The organism is Microbacterium jepli (assembly GCF_047237905.1).
Taxonomy (GTDB): domain Bacteria; phylum Actinomycetota; class Actinomycetes; order Actinomycetales; family Microbacteriaceae; genus Microbacterium.
In genome coordinates this window covers 498,838-513,920 of sequence record NZ_JBDFLW010000005.1, presented here as the reverse complement: position 1 = coordinate 513,920, position 15,083 = coordinate 498,838, and the positions used below count along the sequence as shown (strand labels likewise).

General features: G+C 72.6%; 11 protein-coding genes and 1 pseudogene. 7 read left to right on the top strand and 5 right to left on the bottom strand.

Going from position 1 to position 15,083, the window contains the following annotated elements:
* Positions 1-77: 77 nt before the first annotated feature.
* A complete protein-coding gene (locus ABC304_RS06615) occupies positions 78-932 on the top strand; it encodes a glycosyltransferase family 2 protein (protein WP_412929684.1) in 855 nt (284 codons plus the stop codon).
* A gap of 38 nt (positions 933-970) precedes the next feature.
* Here the strand turns inward: ABC304_RS06615 and ABC304_RS06610 are convergent, their stop codons facing one another.
* Both ABC304_RS06610 and ABC304_RS06605 read right to left on the bottom strand, forming a co-directional pair.
* On the bottom strand, positions 971-2,098 hold the full coding sequence (locus ABC304_RS06610; protein WP_412929683.1) for an NAD(P)/FAD-dependent oxidoreductase: 1,128 nt from the start codon (positions 2,096-2,098) through the stop codon (positions 971-973).
* Positions 2,099-2,111: 13 nt separating this feature from the next.
* Positions 2,112-3,488 carry a pyridoxal phosphate-dependent decarboxylase family protein gene (locus ABC304_RS06605; protein ID WP_412929682.1) on the bottom strand — a complete coding sequence of 459 codons (1,377 nt, stop codon included), beginning with the start codon at positions 3,486-3,488 and terminating at the stop codon, positions 2,112-2,114.
* A 190-nt stretch (positions 3,489-3,678) separates the two neighbouring features.
* Here ABC304_RS06605 and ABC304_RS06600 point away from each other — a divergent pair, with 190 nt between their 5' ends.
* Both ABC304_RS06600 and ABC304_RS06595 read left to right on the top strand, forming a co-directional pair.
* Positions 3,679-4,983 (top strand): alpha-amylase family glycosyl hydrolase, encoded by a 1,305-nt coding sequence (locus ABC304_RS06600; RefSeq protein WP_412929681.1) that lies wholly within the window; start codon positions 3,679-3,681, stop codon positions 4,981-4,983.
* Positions 4,984-5,099: 116 nt separating this feature from the next.
* Positions 5,100-5,948, top strand: coding sequence for an SDR family oxidoreductase (locus tag ABC304_RS06595; protein ID WP_412929680.1), 849 nt, complete (start codon positions 5,100-5,102; stop codon positions 5,946-5,948).
* Positions 5,949-5,976: 28 nt separating this feature from the next.
* On the opposite strand, the gene ABC304_RS06590 is transcribed toward ABC304_RS06595, so the two are convergent.
* The 3 genes from ABC304_RS06590 to ABC304_RS06580 form a co-directional block, all read right to left on the bottom strand.
* Positions 5,977-6,303: a hypothetical protein gene (locus ABC304_RS06590; RefSeq protein ID WP_412929679.1), complete on the bottom strand. Its 327-nt coding sequence runs from the start codon at positions 6,301-6,303 to the stop codon at positions 5,977-5,979.
* 86 nt (positions 6,304-6,389) lie between these two features.
* On the bottom strand, positions 6,390-7,208 hold the full coding sequence (locus ABC304_RS06585; protein WP_412929678.1) for an endo alpha-1,4 polygalactosaminidase: 819 nt from the start codon (positions 7,206-7,208) through the stop codon (positions 6,390-6,392).
* A gap of 44 nt (positions 7,209-7,252) precedes the next feature.
* On the bottom strand, positions 7,253-7,837 hold the full coding sequence (locus tag ABC304_RS06580; protein ID WP_412932856.1) for a TetR/AcrR family transcriptional regulator: 585 nt from the start codon (positions 7,835-7,837) through the stop codon (positions 7,253-7,255).
* Positions 7,838-7,961: 124 nt separating this feature from the next.
* On the opposite strand from ABC304_RS06580, the pseudogene ABC304_RS06575 reads away from it, so the two are divergent.
* The 4 genes and pseudogenes from ABC304_RS06575 to ABC304_RS06560 all read left to right on the top strand — a co-directional run.
* Positions 7,962-9,635, top strand: a pseudogene (locus tag ABC304_RS06575) (amidase); the annotation flags it as partial.
* 377 nt (positions 9,636-10,012) lie between these two features.
* The gene (locus ABC304_RS06570; protein WP_412929676.1) at positions 10,013-12,892 is read left to right on the top strand and encodes an aminotransferase; all 2,880 of its coding nucleotides are present in this window, start codon (positions 10,013-10,015) and stop codon (positions 12,890-12,892) included.
* A 46-nt stretch (positions 12,893-12,938) separates the two neighbouring features.
* Positions 12,939-13,973: an agmatine deiminase family protein gene (locus ABC304_RS06565; RefSeq protein WP_412929675.1), complete on the top strand. Its 1,035-nt coding sequence runs from the start codon at positions 12,939-12,941 to the stop codon at positions 13,971-13,973.
* A gap of 275 nt (positions 13,974-14,248) precedes the next feature.
* On the top strand, positions 14,249-15,082 hold the full coding sequence (locus ABC304_RS06560) for a class I SAM-dependent methyltransferase (protein ID WP_412929674.1): 834 nt from the start codon (positions 14,249-14,251) through the stop codon (positions 15,080-15,082).
* Position 15,083: the final 1 nt, after the last annotated feature.

Genomic DNA, 15,083 nt, shown 5'->3' with positions numbered 1-15,083 from the left:
CCGCGGCATCCGGCCCCCGAAGGCGACGCGCGTCAACCCTCGTGCGCTCCGGGGCCGACGCGCCGTAGATTCCGAGTGTGACCGTTCGGCCGCTCACCCCCGCAGGAGGCTCTGCGGCGCGAGGTCGTCAGCCGCTGCCGCGCGTGTCGGTCATCGTGCCGGCCTTCAACGAGGTCGACACGGTCGGCCGGTGCCTCGCCGCACTCCAGCGCCAGAGCGTGGCTCCGTTCGAGGTCATCGTGGTCGACAACATGTCGACGGACGGCACGCTGGAGCACTACCGCGCCCTTGCGGCCGACGACCCCTCCGTGATCGTGATCACCCAGACCGAGGCCCAGGGGCTCGTTCCCACCCGCGACCGCGGCTTCGACGCCGCCCGCGGCGATGTGCTGGCGCGCATCGACGCCGACACGGTGGTGTCAGCCGACTGGATCCGTCAGCTCGCCCTGTCGTTCGCGAGACCGGGCATCGCGGCCACCACCGGCCCGGTGGGCTACTACGACCTGCCGCTCGCGACGGTCATGCGCCAGGTCGACGACTTCGCCCGCCGGGCCATCACGACCGTCTGCGGGGCGCCCTTCCTCTACGGCAGCAACATGGCGCTGCGGCGATCGGCGTGGCGCAGCATCCGGTCATCGGTCTGCTCCGATCCCGACGATCTCTTCCACGAGGACATCGATCTGGCCGTACACCTGGCGCGGCACGGCCTGCCGATCGGCTACACGCCGCGCATGGCCGCGACCGTCTCGGCGCGGCGCATGGGCGATTCGGCGGAGGAGTTCGCCGACTACACGCGGCCCTTCGACCGCACCCTGGACGCGCACGGCGTGCGGCACGCGTCGCTCCGGGTCACCGGCGCGCTGCTGCGGCGCGCGTACCCCGTGCTCCACCACGCGCACCGCTACGAGGTGCGTCGGGCCGCAGCCGCCTGACGGCCACCGGACGCCCCTGCGCGACCGTGGGCCTTGCGTCACGGCCGCAGGCCCGTCACGAGCCTCGGGGTGAGCAGACCGTCGGCCAGCCCGATGCGCAGAAGGTCGTCGAACACGCGCTGATCGTGTCGGCAGGCGCGCACGGCCGCATCGATCAGCCGCGGCGCCCGCGTCACCCGCGCGAGCAGCGTCGTGTGGCGGAAGTGGCGGCCCAGCGCGCGCCGCATCGTGCGGCGGTAGAGCGAGCCAGCGCCGGCACCGGCGAGCGCCGCGCGGCCCGCGAGCTGCCCGGATCGCACGGCGTAGAAGATCCCCTCCCCCGTCAGCGGGTTGATGAGGCACTGCGCGTCGCCGACGAGAAGGATGCGGCCGTCGGGGACCGGCGGGCGGCCCGTCGACAGCGGCAGACGGTGCGCGCGGAGCGCATCGCGGGTGCCTGCCGTGGGGGCGAGCGCGTCCCACCGCTCGAGCATCGCCGCACGCGACGGCGGCGCGGCCGTGAGGACCTCGCCGTAGCCGACGTTCGCCCGCCCCGTGCCGTCGGGGAAGCTCCAGGCATACGCCGGCCAGTGCGCGGAGGTCATGGTGATGACCTGCGTTCCGGGTTGCCCGGCGGGCTCGTCGGCGTACGCACGGAAGGCGAGCGCCACGGTGCCGGCCGGAGGCGCCGGATGCAGTGCCCGGCGCACGACGGACTCCGCACCGTCAGCCCCCACCACGACGTCCGCTCGGAGGCCGTCGACGACGACACCGTGCGGCGTCGACTGGACCGTGCGCACCGCATGGCGCCGGAACTCGACGCCCTGGCTCAGCGCCTCCGCGAGGATGCGGGCGTCGAGCACGCGCCGCGGGATGACGTGCGCCGCGCGCGCCATGCGGCGCTCGACCTCGGCGCCGCCCGGAGCCGACAGGCGGAGTCGCTCGACCGGCGGATAGCCGTCGGCGATCGCCGCGGCATCCATCCCCAGCTCGGCGAGGACGTCGAGGGCCTCGGCGGCGATGCCGTCGCCGCAGACCTTGTCGCGCGGGAACGCGGCACGATCCAGCAGCAGCACCCGCGCACCGGGCCGTTCGCGTCGGGCGGCAACCGCCGCCGCGCATCCGGCCGGCCCCGCGCCGACCACGATGACATCCCAGCGCTCGGGGTGCGCGTCGGCCGTCGGCATGTCCGGCGTCCGCTCAGACGAGCGAGTCGAGGATGTCGCGCAGCAGCTCGAAGGTCGTCATCGGGCTGATGATCGCGAAGCGCAGCACCGGCTCCCCGTCGTGGGAGGACGGCACGACGAAGGCGTGCTGCTCGGCCAGGAGCCGGTCGGACCACGCCTGGTAGTCGGCGAGCGCCCAGCCCTCCCGCCGGAACACGACCACCGACAGCTGCGGCTCGTGCACGAGCGAGACCTCGGGGCGGCGGCGGATCTCGTCGGCGATGTCGGCGGCGAGCACGATGCCGGCGTCGATGGCCGCGCGATAGTGCGCGGTGCCGTGTGTGGCGAGCGAGAACCACAGCGGCAGGCCGCGCGAGCGCCGCGTCAGCTGCACCGCGAGGTCGGACGGGTTCCAGTCGGGCTTCTCGGTCAGGTGGTCGAGGTACTCGGCCTTCTGCGTGTGGGCCGCGCGCGCCTTCGCCGGATCGCGGTAGATCAGCGCGCACGCGTCGAACGGCGCGAAGAGCCACTTGTGCGGGTCGACCACGAGCGAGTCGGCGAGCTCGACGCCGCGGAAGAGCGGCCGCGTGCGCTCGACCAGCATCGCGGCGAGCCCGTAGGCGCCGTCGACGTGGAACCAGATGCCGTGCTCCCGCGCCGCCTCGCCGACCGACGCGATGTCGTCGACGATGCCGAGGTTGGTGGTGCCGCCGGTCGCGACGACCGCGAACACGTCCTGCCCCCGCTCGGCGAGCACCGCCCTTACAGCGTCGCCGCGCAGCCGGCCGTCCGCGTCGGTCTCGGCGGTGAGCACGTCGACGTCCATCACGGCCGCCGCGGATGCGATCGACGAGTGCGCCCCCGAGCTGCAGACCACGGCCCAGCGCGACGGGAGCGGCTCGCCGGACGCCTCCCGCGCCCGGCGTGCGTCGTGACGGGCGGCGACCAGTGCCGACAGGTTGCCGATCGTGCCGCCCTGAACGAAGACGCCCCCGGCGCCCGTGGGCAGACCGAACTCCGACGCGAGCCAGTGCAGCACCTCGTTCTCGGCGAACACCGCGCCCGACCCCTCCAGCCACGATCCGCCGTAGATCGACGAGGCCGACACGACGAGGTCGAACGACAGCGCGGCCTTCGTCGGCGCCGAGGGGATGAACGAGAGATACCCGGGGTGGTCCGTCGTGATGCACGCGGGTGCCAGCACGTGCTCGAACAGGTCGATCGCGCGCTGGGCGCCGATGCCCTCGTCGGTGACGGACCCGGATGCCACGGCCGCGAGCTCGTCGGGGGTCTTCGGCTCGTCGAGCGGCACGTCCTCCCACAGGGCCCGCCGACGGGCGTAGTCGAGGACGACGTCGACCGTCTCGGTCGTGTCGGGGGTGATCGCGTGCATCGCACGGGCATCGGTCATGTGCGGGCCTTTCCGCGGTGCCGGTCGGCGGGCGCGTGTCGGGGGTGGAGCGCCCCGCGCCGCGTGCCGACAGAGCGGCGGTTCGCGGGACGGCTCCGACGCTACCCCGAGACGCCGCTTCCGCCCATCCCGGACGGGCGCCTGCGCAAAGGTCCCCGGGGCGGCGCCGGGCGCGGGGTAGCGTCGAGGAGTGAGCGACACCCGGCATCCGTCCCCACCGCCCGAGCCCGACTGGGTGGCTCACGCCATCTGGTGGCGCGTCTACCCGCTCGGCTTCGTCGGCGCCGTGCCCGCCCCCGAGAACGGTGCCCCCGGCCCCGAGGAGCACCGCCTGCGTCGCCTCATCCCCTGGCTCGACCACGTCGTCGAACTTGGCGCCTCGGGCATCGCCCTCGGACCGATCTTCGCCTCCGACACCCACGGCTACGACGTCGTCGACCACTTCCGCATCGACCCGCGGCTCGGTGATGAAGGCGATGTCGACGCCCTCTTCGCCGCCGCGCACGAGCGCGGACTGCGCGTGCAGCTCGACGGCGTCTTCAACCACGTGGGGCGCCGGCATCCGCTCGTCGCCGACGACCCGGATGGCGTGCTCCGCCGCACCGAGGGCGGCGACCTCGTCGCGTTCGAGGGCCACGACGCCCTCGTCGAGCTCGACCACTCCCGGCCGGCGACCCGGCGGCTGGTGACCGATGCGATGCGGCACTGGCTCGACCGCGGCGCCGATTCATGGCGATTGGATGCCGCGTACCGCGTGCCCCTCGACTTCTGGGCCGCCGTCCTTCCCGAGGTGCGGGCCGCTCACCCCGACGCCTGGTTCGAGGCGGAGGTCATCCACGGCGACTACGCGGCGTTCGTCACCGAGGGCACCGTGGACAGCGTCACGCAGTACGAACTGTGGAAGGCCGTCCGCTCCAGCATCCAGGAACGCAACCTCTTCGAGCTCGCGTGGTCGCTCACCCGCCACAACGAGTTCCTCGAGGTGTTCGCGCCGGTGACCTTCGTCGGCAACCACGACGTGACGCGCATCGCCTCGGCTGTCACCGACCCGCGCCACCGCCCGCACGCCCTCGTGCTGCTGGCGCTGCTCGGCGGCACGCCCGCCCTCTACGCCGGCGACGAGTTCGGCTGGGAGGCGGTCAAGGAGGAGCGTGCGGGCGGAGACGACGCGATCCGCCCCGAGTTCCCCGCCGACGGGCCGGCCGCGGCGGCCGGCGTCGACGAGCGCGTGCTGCGGCTCCACCAGGAGCTGCTCGGCCTCCGCCGCCGCCATCCGTGGCTGCACCGGGCGCGCACCGACGAGCCGCGGACCCTCGCCAACGAGCACCTCGAGATCGACGTCGTCCTCGGGTCCGACCGGCTGACCATCGCCCTCAACCTGAGCGACGAAACCTTCCCGCTGATACCCGGAGAGCTGCTCTCGGCCGACGACGGCACGCGCGGGATGCCGGGACGTCTGGCGCCGCACGGCTGGGCGGTCGTGGCCCCGCGCTGAGACGCGCTACCCTATGTCCGCGCCGGGGGGAACCCCGGCGACCCCTCGCGCCGACCGCTCGTAGCGTGTCGGCCATCGCGCCGCATCCGCACGGCGCGCCGGACGAGGAGGACACCGTGACCGATCAGCCCGCACAGCAGCAGGACGTCCCCGGCGAGGAGGCGGCGCTCGAGCCCCGCGCCGATCACGGCGAGCGCAGCTACGTCGGCACCGGCAAGCTCACCGGCAAGATCGCGCTCATCACCGGGGCCGACAGCGGCATCGGCAAGGCTGTCGCGATCGCCTTCGCCCGCGAGGGCGCCGACGTCGCCATCTCCTACCTCTCGGAGGACGACGACGCCCAGGACACCGCACGATGGGTGGAGGAGGCAGGGCGCAAGGCGGTCCTGCTACCCGGCGACCTGTCCGACCCGCAGACGTGCCGCGACGTCGTCGCACAGACGGTCGATGACTTGGGCGGTCTCGACATCCTCGTCAGCAACGCCGCCTTCCAGATGTTCCGCGAGGACATCACCGACATCCCCGACGAGGAGTGGGACTTCACGGTCGCGACCAACCTCAGCGCCTACTTCCACCTCGCCAAGGCGGCGGTGCCGCACCTGCAGGCCGGGTCGGCGATCATCGCGACGTCGTCGATCCAGTCCGACTCGCCGAGCCCGCAGCTTATGCCGTACGCGATGACGAAGGCGGGGATGGCGAGCATGACCGCCTCGCTCGCGCAGATGCTGGGCGAACGAGGCATCCGGGTCAACGCCGTCGCCCCGGGCCCGATCTGGACCCCGCTGATCCCCTCGACGATGCCGCCGGAGGCCGTCGAGCAGTTCGGCGGCGACACCCCCCTGGGGCGCGCCGGACAGCCGGCCGAGCTGGCACCGGCGTACGTCCTCCTGGCCTCGGACGACGGCAGCTACATCTCGGGCGCCGTGCTGCCCGTCACCGGCGGGAAGCCGATCCTCGGGGCGTGAGCGCTGCGGACGACGCGTCGGCGCGGATTCAGTCGAACGCCGACGCCTCGTCCTGCCCGCGGGGATAGTCGAGGAAGCCGCCGAACGGGTCGTCGGTGTCGCCGGTGTCGCGCGGATCGAAGAACACCGTCTCGCTCGAGATGGAGACGCGAGTGCGCGAGGTGATGAGGACGCTCGCTTCGCGGTTGCCGACGACGGTGAAGTCCACGAACCGCCCTGTCGTCGCGGCGGCCTCCTCGATGCGGCTCTTGAGCTCGCCGACGTCCTGGTCCTGCGCAAGTTCGAAGGTGGCGTCATCGATGGTCGCGGAGACGCGCACCATGGTTCCCGGTAGGTCCGCGCTCTCCGCCGTCATCCCGCGATGCTAGGAGTGTCCGGAGCCCGCCGCCAGGAGCGCGCCACGATGCACGGAGGACGCACAGCCCACCCTCCCGCCGGCGGTCAGGCGGGGCAGGCCTCGAAGACGTGGTCGGCATCGCCCGCCGGCGTCAGGTCGCGGTCGCGCAGGATCGTCGAGTGCGGGCTGTCGTCGACGGCGCAGGCGGCGTCGAATCCGCCCTCGAGGTTGTCGGTGTACTCGACGTCGAGCACCGCCTCGCCGTAGACGTCACGGTAGGCGGAGCACTCCTCGAACGCGACGCACTCCTCCGCCACGGCGAAGTCGAACCCGACCTCATCGCGCCCGCGGAGTCCCATCTCGGCCGCGTTCTTCTGCCCGATGAGCAGCCCGGCGTCGTGCGCCGTCCGCGCGTACAGGGTGGCCAGGGCGATGGCGTCGTCCTCGGTGAGGCGGCCGCCCGACCGCGTGTAGGAGTCGAGGTTGTCGATCTCGACGGCCGCGAACCCCTTCTTCGCGCAGGCGGCGATGCTCTCCCCGACGAGGGCGGCGATGCGGCGGCGCCGATCGTCGGTGGAGATGTCGAAGATCAGCTCGTCGGGCCAGTTCCCATCGATGATCGGCTGCCCGTCCTCTCCGATCAGCACGAGCTCGGGCTGCGCCATCCAGAGGTCGCGATCGGCGGGCTGACTCTGGAACCCGTTGACGTAGCAGATCGAGTACGCGTCCGGCTCGGCGACGTCCGTGCTGTCGCGCACCACGCCGCCGACACCGGGGGCGGGCGCATACCCGCCGCCCAGCTGGTAGTCGACGACCAGCGAGGAGGGGAAGCCGGCATCCCCCGTGGGCCCATCGGGCGGTGCGCTGGCCGCTGCGCACGCGGACAGGAGGGCGGCGAGGGCCGCGGCGATGCCAACCACCATGCATCGCTCCGCCGCCCCTCGACGCACGCCTCCCACCCGTACCATCACGGATTCGGCCGGGCGGAGGCGATCAGCATCCGCAGTCCGAGCGCGAACGCGCGGGAGGCGACCGGATCCTCGGGATCCTCGTCGGCGACGGTGTCGAAGGCGGCCGAGAACCGGGGGAACTGCTCCTCCTGACCCGTCGGGTCGAAGACGACCGAGGGGCCGGACATGTCGAGCACGCTGCCCAGGATGAACGACTCGAAGAGCGTGAGGAGCGGAAGGATGTCGCGGCTCGCCCAGCCGGCCGCCTCTGCGGCGACGACGAAGTCCTCATAGCCGGCGAGCAGCACCGGCGCGGAGGCCGACATCGTCATCAGCAGGGGGATGGCCCGCGGATGCTGCGCGAACGCAGCCCGGTACGACCAGGCCCAGGCCTCCAGTCCCTGCTCCCATGCGAGCGCCCGCAGCGGCCGGAAGTCGATGCCCGCCGAGACGATCGCCCGCACGTCCTCCACCATCGCCGCACGACTGGGGACGTGGTTGTAGAGCGACGCGGGATTCACGCCGATGCGGGCGGCGACACGGCGGATGCTGGCGCCGTCCACGCCGTGCCGGTCGACGAGGGTGAGCGCCGTCCGGGCGATCAGATCGCGACTGAGCAGGGGGTGCGGTGGTCGGGCGATGACGGGCCTCCTCTGGGTGGTGACAGCTTAAAACAAACACTGTATGTTTCAACCGGAGGGCCGCACTCATCCCCGGGAGACCATCATGACCCCCAGCACGTTCACCGTCGTCGAGGCGGACATCGACAGCCTGCGCGCGGCGCTGGAGGCCGGCGCCGTCACCAGTGTCGAACTGGTCGCCCGCTACCTTAACCGGATCGCCGCCTACGACCGCAGCGGCCCGCTCCTCAACGCGGTTCCCGTGCTGGATCCGAGCGCCTTCGCGCAGGCGCGGGCGTCCGATGAGCGGCGCGCGAGCGGGCAGTCGCGCGGGCCCCTCGACGGCATCCCTTTCACCGCGAAGGACAGCTACATGGTGAAGGGCCTCACCGTCGCCGCCGGGTCGCCGGCCTTCGCCGACCTCATCGCCGGCGACGACGCGTTCGCCGTGGCTCGCCTGCGCGAGGCCGGCGCCGTCATCATCGGCCTGACGAACATGCCACCGATGGCCGCGGGCGGCATGCAGCGCGGGGTCTACGGCCGGGCCGAGTCGCCCTACAGCGCCGACCACCTCACCGCCGCCTTCGGCTCCGGATCCTCGAACGGGTCGGGCACAGCCACGGCGGCGAGCTTCGCGGCCTTCGGCCTCGGCGAGGAGACCTGGTCGTCGGGACGCGCTCCCGCCTCCAACAACGCCCTCGTCGCCTACACGCCGTCGCGCGGCATGATCTCGGTGCGCGGCAACTGGCCGCTCGTCCCGACGATGGACGTCGTGGTGCCCCACACCCGTTCGGTGGCCGACCTCGCCCGCGTCCTGGACGTCGTCGTCGCCGACGACGCCGATACTGGCGGCGACCTGTGGCGCCGGCAGCCGTGGGTGTCGATCCCGAAGCCGTCGGAGGTGCGCCCGGAGTCCTTCGCCGACCTGCCCGCCCTTCCCCTCGCGGGTCTCCGTCTGGCCGCGCCGCGCATCTACATCAACGCCGACCCCGACACCGCGCTGCCGATCGAGACGCGTCCGAGCGTGATGGACCTCTGGACCTCGCTCCGCGCCGACCTCGAGGCGGCGGGCGCCGAGATCGTCGAGACGGACTTCCCCGTGGTCGACAACTACGAGAAGCTGCACGCAGACTCCCGCGACTTCGTCGACCGGGGCTTCGTCACGGCGGCCTTCCTGGAGTCGGAGATCGGCGAGCTCGCGGCGGCGGCGTTCGACGACTTCCTTCGACGCAACGCCGATCCCGCACTGAACCGCCTCGCCGACGTCGCGGCCGACCGCATCTTCCCCGAGCCCGAGGGCGCGCTGCCCGACCGCTACGGCATCTTCTCCTTCGACGCGGAGGTCGACCTGGCCGCGTACGTGGGCGCAGCGCAGCGCGGCCTGCCGGGCGTCACCGAGGTCGCGGGCCTCGAAGCGGGGCTCCGCGGACTCGAGCACACCCGCAAGGTCGATCTCGAGGAGTGGCTCGCCGCCGAAGGCTTCGACGCCGTCATCTTCCCGGCCGCCGCCGACGTCGGACCGGCGGACGCGGACGTGAACGAGGCCTCCGCCGACATCGCGTGGCGCAACGGGGTCTGGGTCTCGAATGGCAACCTCGTCCCGCGCCACCTGGGCGTGCCCACGGTGACCATCCCGATGGGGATCATGGCCGACATCGGCATGCCCGTCGGCCTCACGATCGCGGGAGCGGCCTACGACGACGCACGGCTCGTGGCCCTGGCCGCCGCGATCAGCGCCCTCGGCGACCGCCGCGCCGCGCCGCCGCGCACGCCCCCTCTCGCCGACGAGGCGCCGTTCGCGACCTCCCGGCGCGCCGCCGGCGGTCCGCTCGCCGTCGAGGTGCGTGAGGTCCGCGCCGAGAGCAGCGGCGACGGGCTCGAGGTCTCCGTCACCGCGACGGTGACCGGCGGCACGGCAGAGGACTCCGCGGCCTACGTCGACGGCGTCCGCGTGCCCCTCACCGTCGACGGCGACCGCCTGACCGCCACCGCCGTCCTCCCGGCCGACGCCCACACGCGGACCCACAGCACCTGGCGCGAGCCGTACGGCCCGCTCGTCGTCGTCGTCGTCCGCGATGCCGCGGGCGCCGTCGCCGGAGCCTTCGGCACCACCGCCTCCGCACCCCTCTGATCCGACCTCGCCACCGCAGGAGAACCATGACCACCCCGACGTTCGACTACTTCGCGCAGGTCGAGCTCCCCACCCCCACCCTCGGCCTGGACGAGGTGCGGCGGCTGTTCGCGTCGACCTTCGGGATCGAGGTGGATGCCACGTCCCTCGGCAGCCAGCAGGATCAGAACTTTCGCGTTTTCCGCGCCGGGGAGAGCGAACCGCTCGGCGTGCTCAAGCTGAGTAACCCGGCGTTCAGCGAGTCCGAGATCGAGATGCAGGACGAGGCCTCCGCGGTCGTCGCCGACCGCCAGCCGACCCTGCGGATCCCCCGCATCGTCGTCGGCCCGCGCGGTCCGCTCTCGGCCTGGTGGGAGTCGTCTCAGGGCCGCATCCACGCGCGCGTGATCGAGAACATCGCCGGGAGCACCCTGATGGGGTCGGGCTACCTCTCGCCGTCCGTGGTGGCGCGCATGGGCGAGGTGTCGGCGCGCGTGAGCGTCTCCCTCGCCGACTACGTCCATCCCGCGTTCAGCCGTGTCCTGCAATGGGACCTGCGCCATGCGACGCGGGTCATCGACATCCTCCTGCCGCTGGAACCCGACGCCGCCGTGCGCGCAGAGGTGGAACGCGCGGTGCGGCCGGCCCGCAGCATCCTGGACTCCGTCTCCGAGAGACTGCCGGTGCAGGCCGGTCACTTCGACGTCACGGACGACAACATCCTGCACCCGCACGGCGACGCGCTCCCCGACGCGGTGATCGACTTCGGCGACGTCACGGCGTCGTGGGCGGTCGGCGAGATCGCGGTGACGGTGTCGTCGGTGCTGCACCACGACGGCGCGAGCCCGGTATGGGCGCTTCCGGCGATCCGCGCGTTCCACGCACTGCGGCCGCTGTCCGACGATGAGGTGACCGCGCTCTGGCCGCTGGTGGTGCTGCGCGGGGCGATCCTCGTGCTGAGCGGGCGGCAGCAGGTGCGCCTCGACGAGGAGAACACCTACGCGGGCGACGCCCTCGACCGCGAGTTCGAGGTGCTGCGTCAGGCCGCGTCGGTGCCGCTCGAGGTCATCACGCGCACGACCCGCCGCGCGCTCGGACTGCCCGTCGCCGACGCCCGCCCCTGGGGTGGACCGGCCCTCCTTCCCGCTCTCGCAGACGTCGTCACCCTCGACGCCGGCACCGTCTCCGAGCTCAACGACGAGGGCGCGTGGCTGCAGGCCGACACCATCGACCTGGCCGCGCAGGCGGCGCTGGCGGGCGGCGCCGACGCGGTCGTCCTGCCCGCCTGGCTGCCGGTCCTGTCCGGCGCCCCGCACCGCACCCCGGCGCCGCCCGCGACCATCCCGACCGCCCTCACGCTGTGGCTGGCCGAGGCGGTGACCCTTCCCGAGGACGTGGATGCCGCGGCATCCGCCGACGGGACGTTCGTCATCCGCGCGGGCGACGACCGAGTGAGTATCTCGGGCATTCCGGCGGGCACGCCCGAGCGCACGCTGCCCGCGGGCGTCGCGCTGCGCGTCCGCGGCCCGCACGCCGCGGACCTCGAGGCGCCGGACCGTGTCACGGCGGCGCTCGCACCCGCGTGGCGCAGCGTGCTCGGCGATCCGGCGCCGGCGCTCGGCCTGCCGACGGCTCCGATCGTGCACGACGATGACGTGCTCGACCGGCGCGAGCGCGTGCTCGCCGAGGTGCAGGAGCACTACTACGTGCGTCCGCCGCGGATCGAGCGCGGCTGGCGGGAGTACCTCGTCGACGTCGACGGCCGCGTGTATCTCGACATGGTCAACAACGTCGCCTCCGTGGGGCACGCCCACCCGAAGGTGGCGGCCGCGGCGTCGCGGCAGCTGCGGCTGCTGAACACCAACTCGCGCTTCAACTACGGGGCGATCACCGAGTACGCCGAGAAGATCGCCGCGACCCTGCCCGACGAGCTCGACACCGTCTTCTTCGTGAACTCCGGCTCGGAGGCGACCGACCTCGCGATCCGGCTCGCGATGGCCTCCACCGGCCGGCCCGACGTCGTCGCCATGCGCGAGGCGTACCACGGGTGGACCTACGCGAGCGATGCCGTCTCGACCTCCATCGCCGACAACCCGAACGCGCTCGAGAGCCGGCCCGCCTGGGTGCATACGGTCGACGCCGCCAACTCCTACCGCGGCGTCCACCGCGGTGACGAGGCGGCGAAGTACGCCCCCGAGGCGGTCGCCGTCATCGATCGGCTCGCGGCGGAGGGCCGCCCGGCGGGCGGGTTCATCTGCGAGACGTTCTTCGGCAACGCCGGGGGCGTCGCGCTGCCCGCGGGGTACCTCGCCGAGGTCTACCGGGCCGTGCGTGCGCACGGCGGCATCGCGATCGCCGACGAGGTGCAGGTCGGCTTCGGCCGCCTCGGCGAGTGGTTCTGGGGCTTCCAGCAGCAGGGCGTGCTCCCCGATGTGGTCGCGGTGGCGAAGTCGATCGGCGGCGGTCAGCCCATCGGCGCGGTGATCACGCGGAAGGAGATCGCCGACCGCTACCGCACGCAGGGCTACTTCTTCTCGTCTACGGGTGGTTCGCCGGTCTCGTCGGTGATCGGCATGGCCGTGCTCGACGTGATCCAGCAGGAGCAGCTGCAGGAGAACGCGCGGGTGGTCGGCGCGCACCTGAAGGCCCGCCTGCAGGCGCTGGGCGACCGGCATCCGATCGTCGGCACCGTGCACGGCTCCGGGCTGTACCTCGGCCTCGAATTCGTGCGCGACCGTGAGACCTTGGAGCCGGCCCCGGTCGAGACGGCCGCGATCTGCGACCGCCTGCTCGAGCTCGGCGTCGTCATGCAGCCGACCGGCGACTTCCAGAACGTCCTGAAGATCAAGCCGCCGCTCTGCGTGACGCAGGAGTCGGCCGACTACTTCGCCGATGCGCTGGAGCGGGTGCTGTCCACCGGCTGGTGAGCCGGCCGACCACCCGCAGACACAGAACGAACACCGAGGAGACGACATGTGGCGCATGCCCGCGGAGACCGCACCGCACGACCGGACCTGGATGGCCTTCCCCCGCGAAGGCTTCACCCTGGGCGACGGCGACGCTGAGCGCGAGGAGGGCTACGCGACCTGGACGGCCGTCGCGCACGCCGTGCTCGAGTTCGAGCCGGTCACCATGGTCGTCGACCCGTCCGAGATGACACGCGCGCGACGGATGCTGGACTCGTCCATCGAGATCCTCGAAGCACCCGTCGACGAGTTCTGGATGCGCGACATGGGTCCGACCTTCGTCGTGGACCCCGAGCGGCCGGGCGTCCTCGGCGCCGTCGACTGGATCTTCAACGGCTGGGGCGACCCCGCGTGGGCCGAGTGGCGCAAGTCCGCCCGCATCGGGCGCATCGCCGGCGAGGCCGCAGGTGCGGAGGTCATCAGCTCGCTCCTCGTCGCGGAGGGCGGCGGACTCCACGTCGACGGCGCCGGCACGGTCCTGCTCACCGACACGGTGCAGCTCGACCCGCGCCGCAACCCCTACGCCGACCGCGCGGGCGTCGAGGCGGAGATGCTCCGCACTCTCGGGGCGGAGCGGGCCGTCTGGCTCTCGCGGGGCCTGACCCGCGACTACGACGAGTTCGGCACGAACGGCCACGTCGACATCGTCGCGGCCTTCGCCGACGTCGACCACATCCTCCTGCACGACCAGCGCGACGCCGCGCACCCCGACCACGAAGTCACGGCCATCATCCGGCGCGAGCTGGAAGAGGCGTACGCCGCCGACGACCGCGCGCTGCGCATCACGTCGCTCCCGGCACCTGCCACCCTGCGCGACGACGAGGGCATCGTCGACTGGAGCTACGTCAACCACCTCGTCGTCAACGGCGGCGTCATCGCGTGCGGCTTCGGCGAGGAGGCGGCTGACGCCGAGGCGCGGGAGATCCTCACCGAGGCGTACGGCGGACGGCGGGTGGTGACCGTCGACGCGCGGCCGCTGTTCGCGCGGGGCGGCGGCATCCACTGCATCACGCAGCAGCAGCCGTCCACCGCGAGCGCCTGAGGCCGAACCGGCCGCGAGCGTGTCGGCGCGCGTTGATGTCGCTGCCGGTCCGCGTTGATGTCCCACTTTCTGCACAACTCGCCGACGCCTTCTGCAGAAAGTGGGACATCAACCTGGCCCCGCCAGACCCCATCAGCCCTAGGCGCCGCGCAGACGTCGGCAGAACTCCGGCCCGCACCCCGAAGTCGCGCGGGGCGGCGGCATCCACTGCATCACGCAGCAGCAGCCGTCCACCGCGACGGCGTGAGGCGACCGCGACCGCTAGCGTGTGAGCCATGCAGGACTTCCTGGCCGCGAACCGCGCCAACTGGGACGACCGTGCCGCCCTCCACGCGGACCGCGGCGGCAAGGGCTACCGCGTCGGTCGCTTCATAGACGACCCCTCTGTGCTCTCCGACGTGGTGCGTTTCGACCGCGAGCGCCTCGGCGACATCCGCGGGCTCCGGGTCGTGCACCTGCAGTGTCACATCGGCACCGACACGCTGTCGCTCGCACGCCTGGGCGCCCGGGTCACCGGACTCGACTTCTCCCCCGTCGGCATAGAGGAGGCGCGCCGGCTGGCGGCCGACGCGGGCGCCGAGGTCGACTACGTCGTGTCGGACGTCGCGGACGCGGTGTCCGCGCTCGGTGCGGGCGGGTTCGACCTCGTCTACACGGGCATCGGGGCGCTCTGCTGGCTGCCGAGCATCCGCGCATGGGCCGAGGTGGTCGCGGGTCTCCTCGCGCCCGGCGGCAGGCTGTTCATCCGCGAGGCGCATCCGATCCTCTGGGCCGTCGACGAGACGATCGGCGATGACGTGCACCTCCGCTACTCGTACTTCGAACGGGCCGAGCCCCTCGAATGGGACGACGACAGCAGCTACGTCGAGACCGACCGCGCCCTCACGGCGACGAAGACGTACGAGTGGAACCACGGGATCGGCGAGGTGGTCACGGCGCTGCTCGACGCGGGACTCGTGCTCACCGGGCTGGTCGAGCACGACAGCGTCCCCTATGACGCGCTGCCGGGTCAGATGCGTCTGCGCGAGGACGGCGAGTTCGTGCTCGACGCGCGCTCGGGCGTCATGCCGCTCAGCTACACGCTGCAGGCGGTCAAGCCGGGCGCGTAGG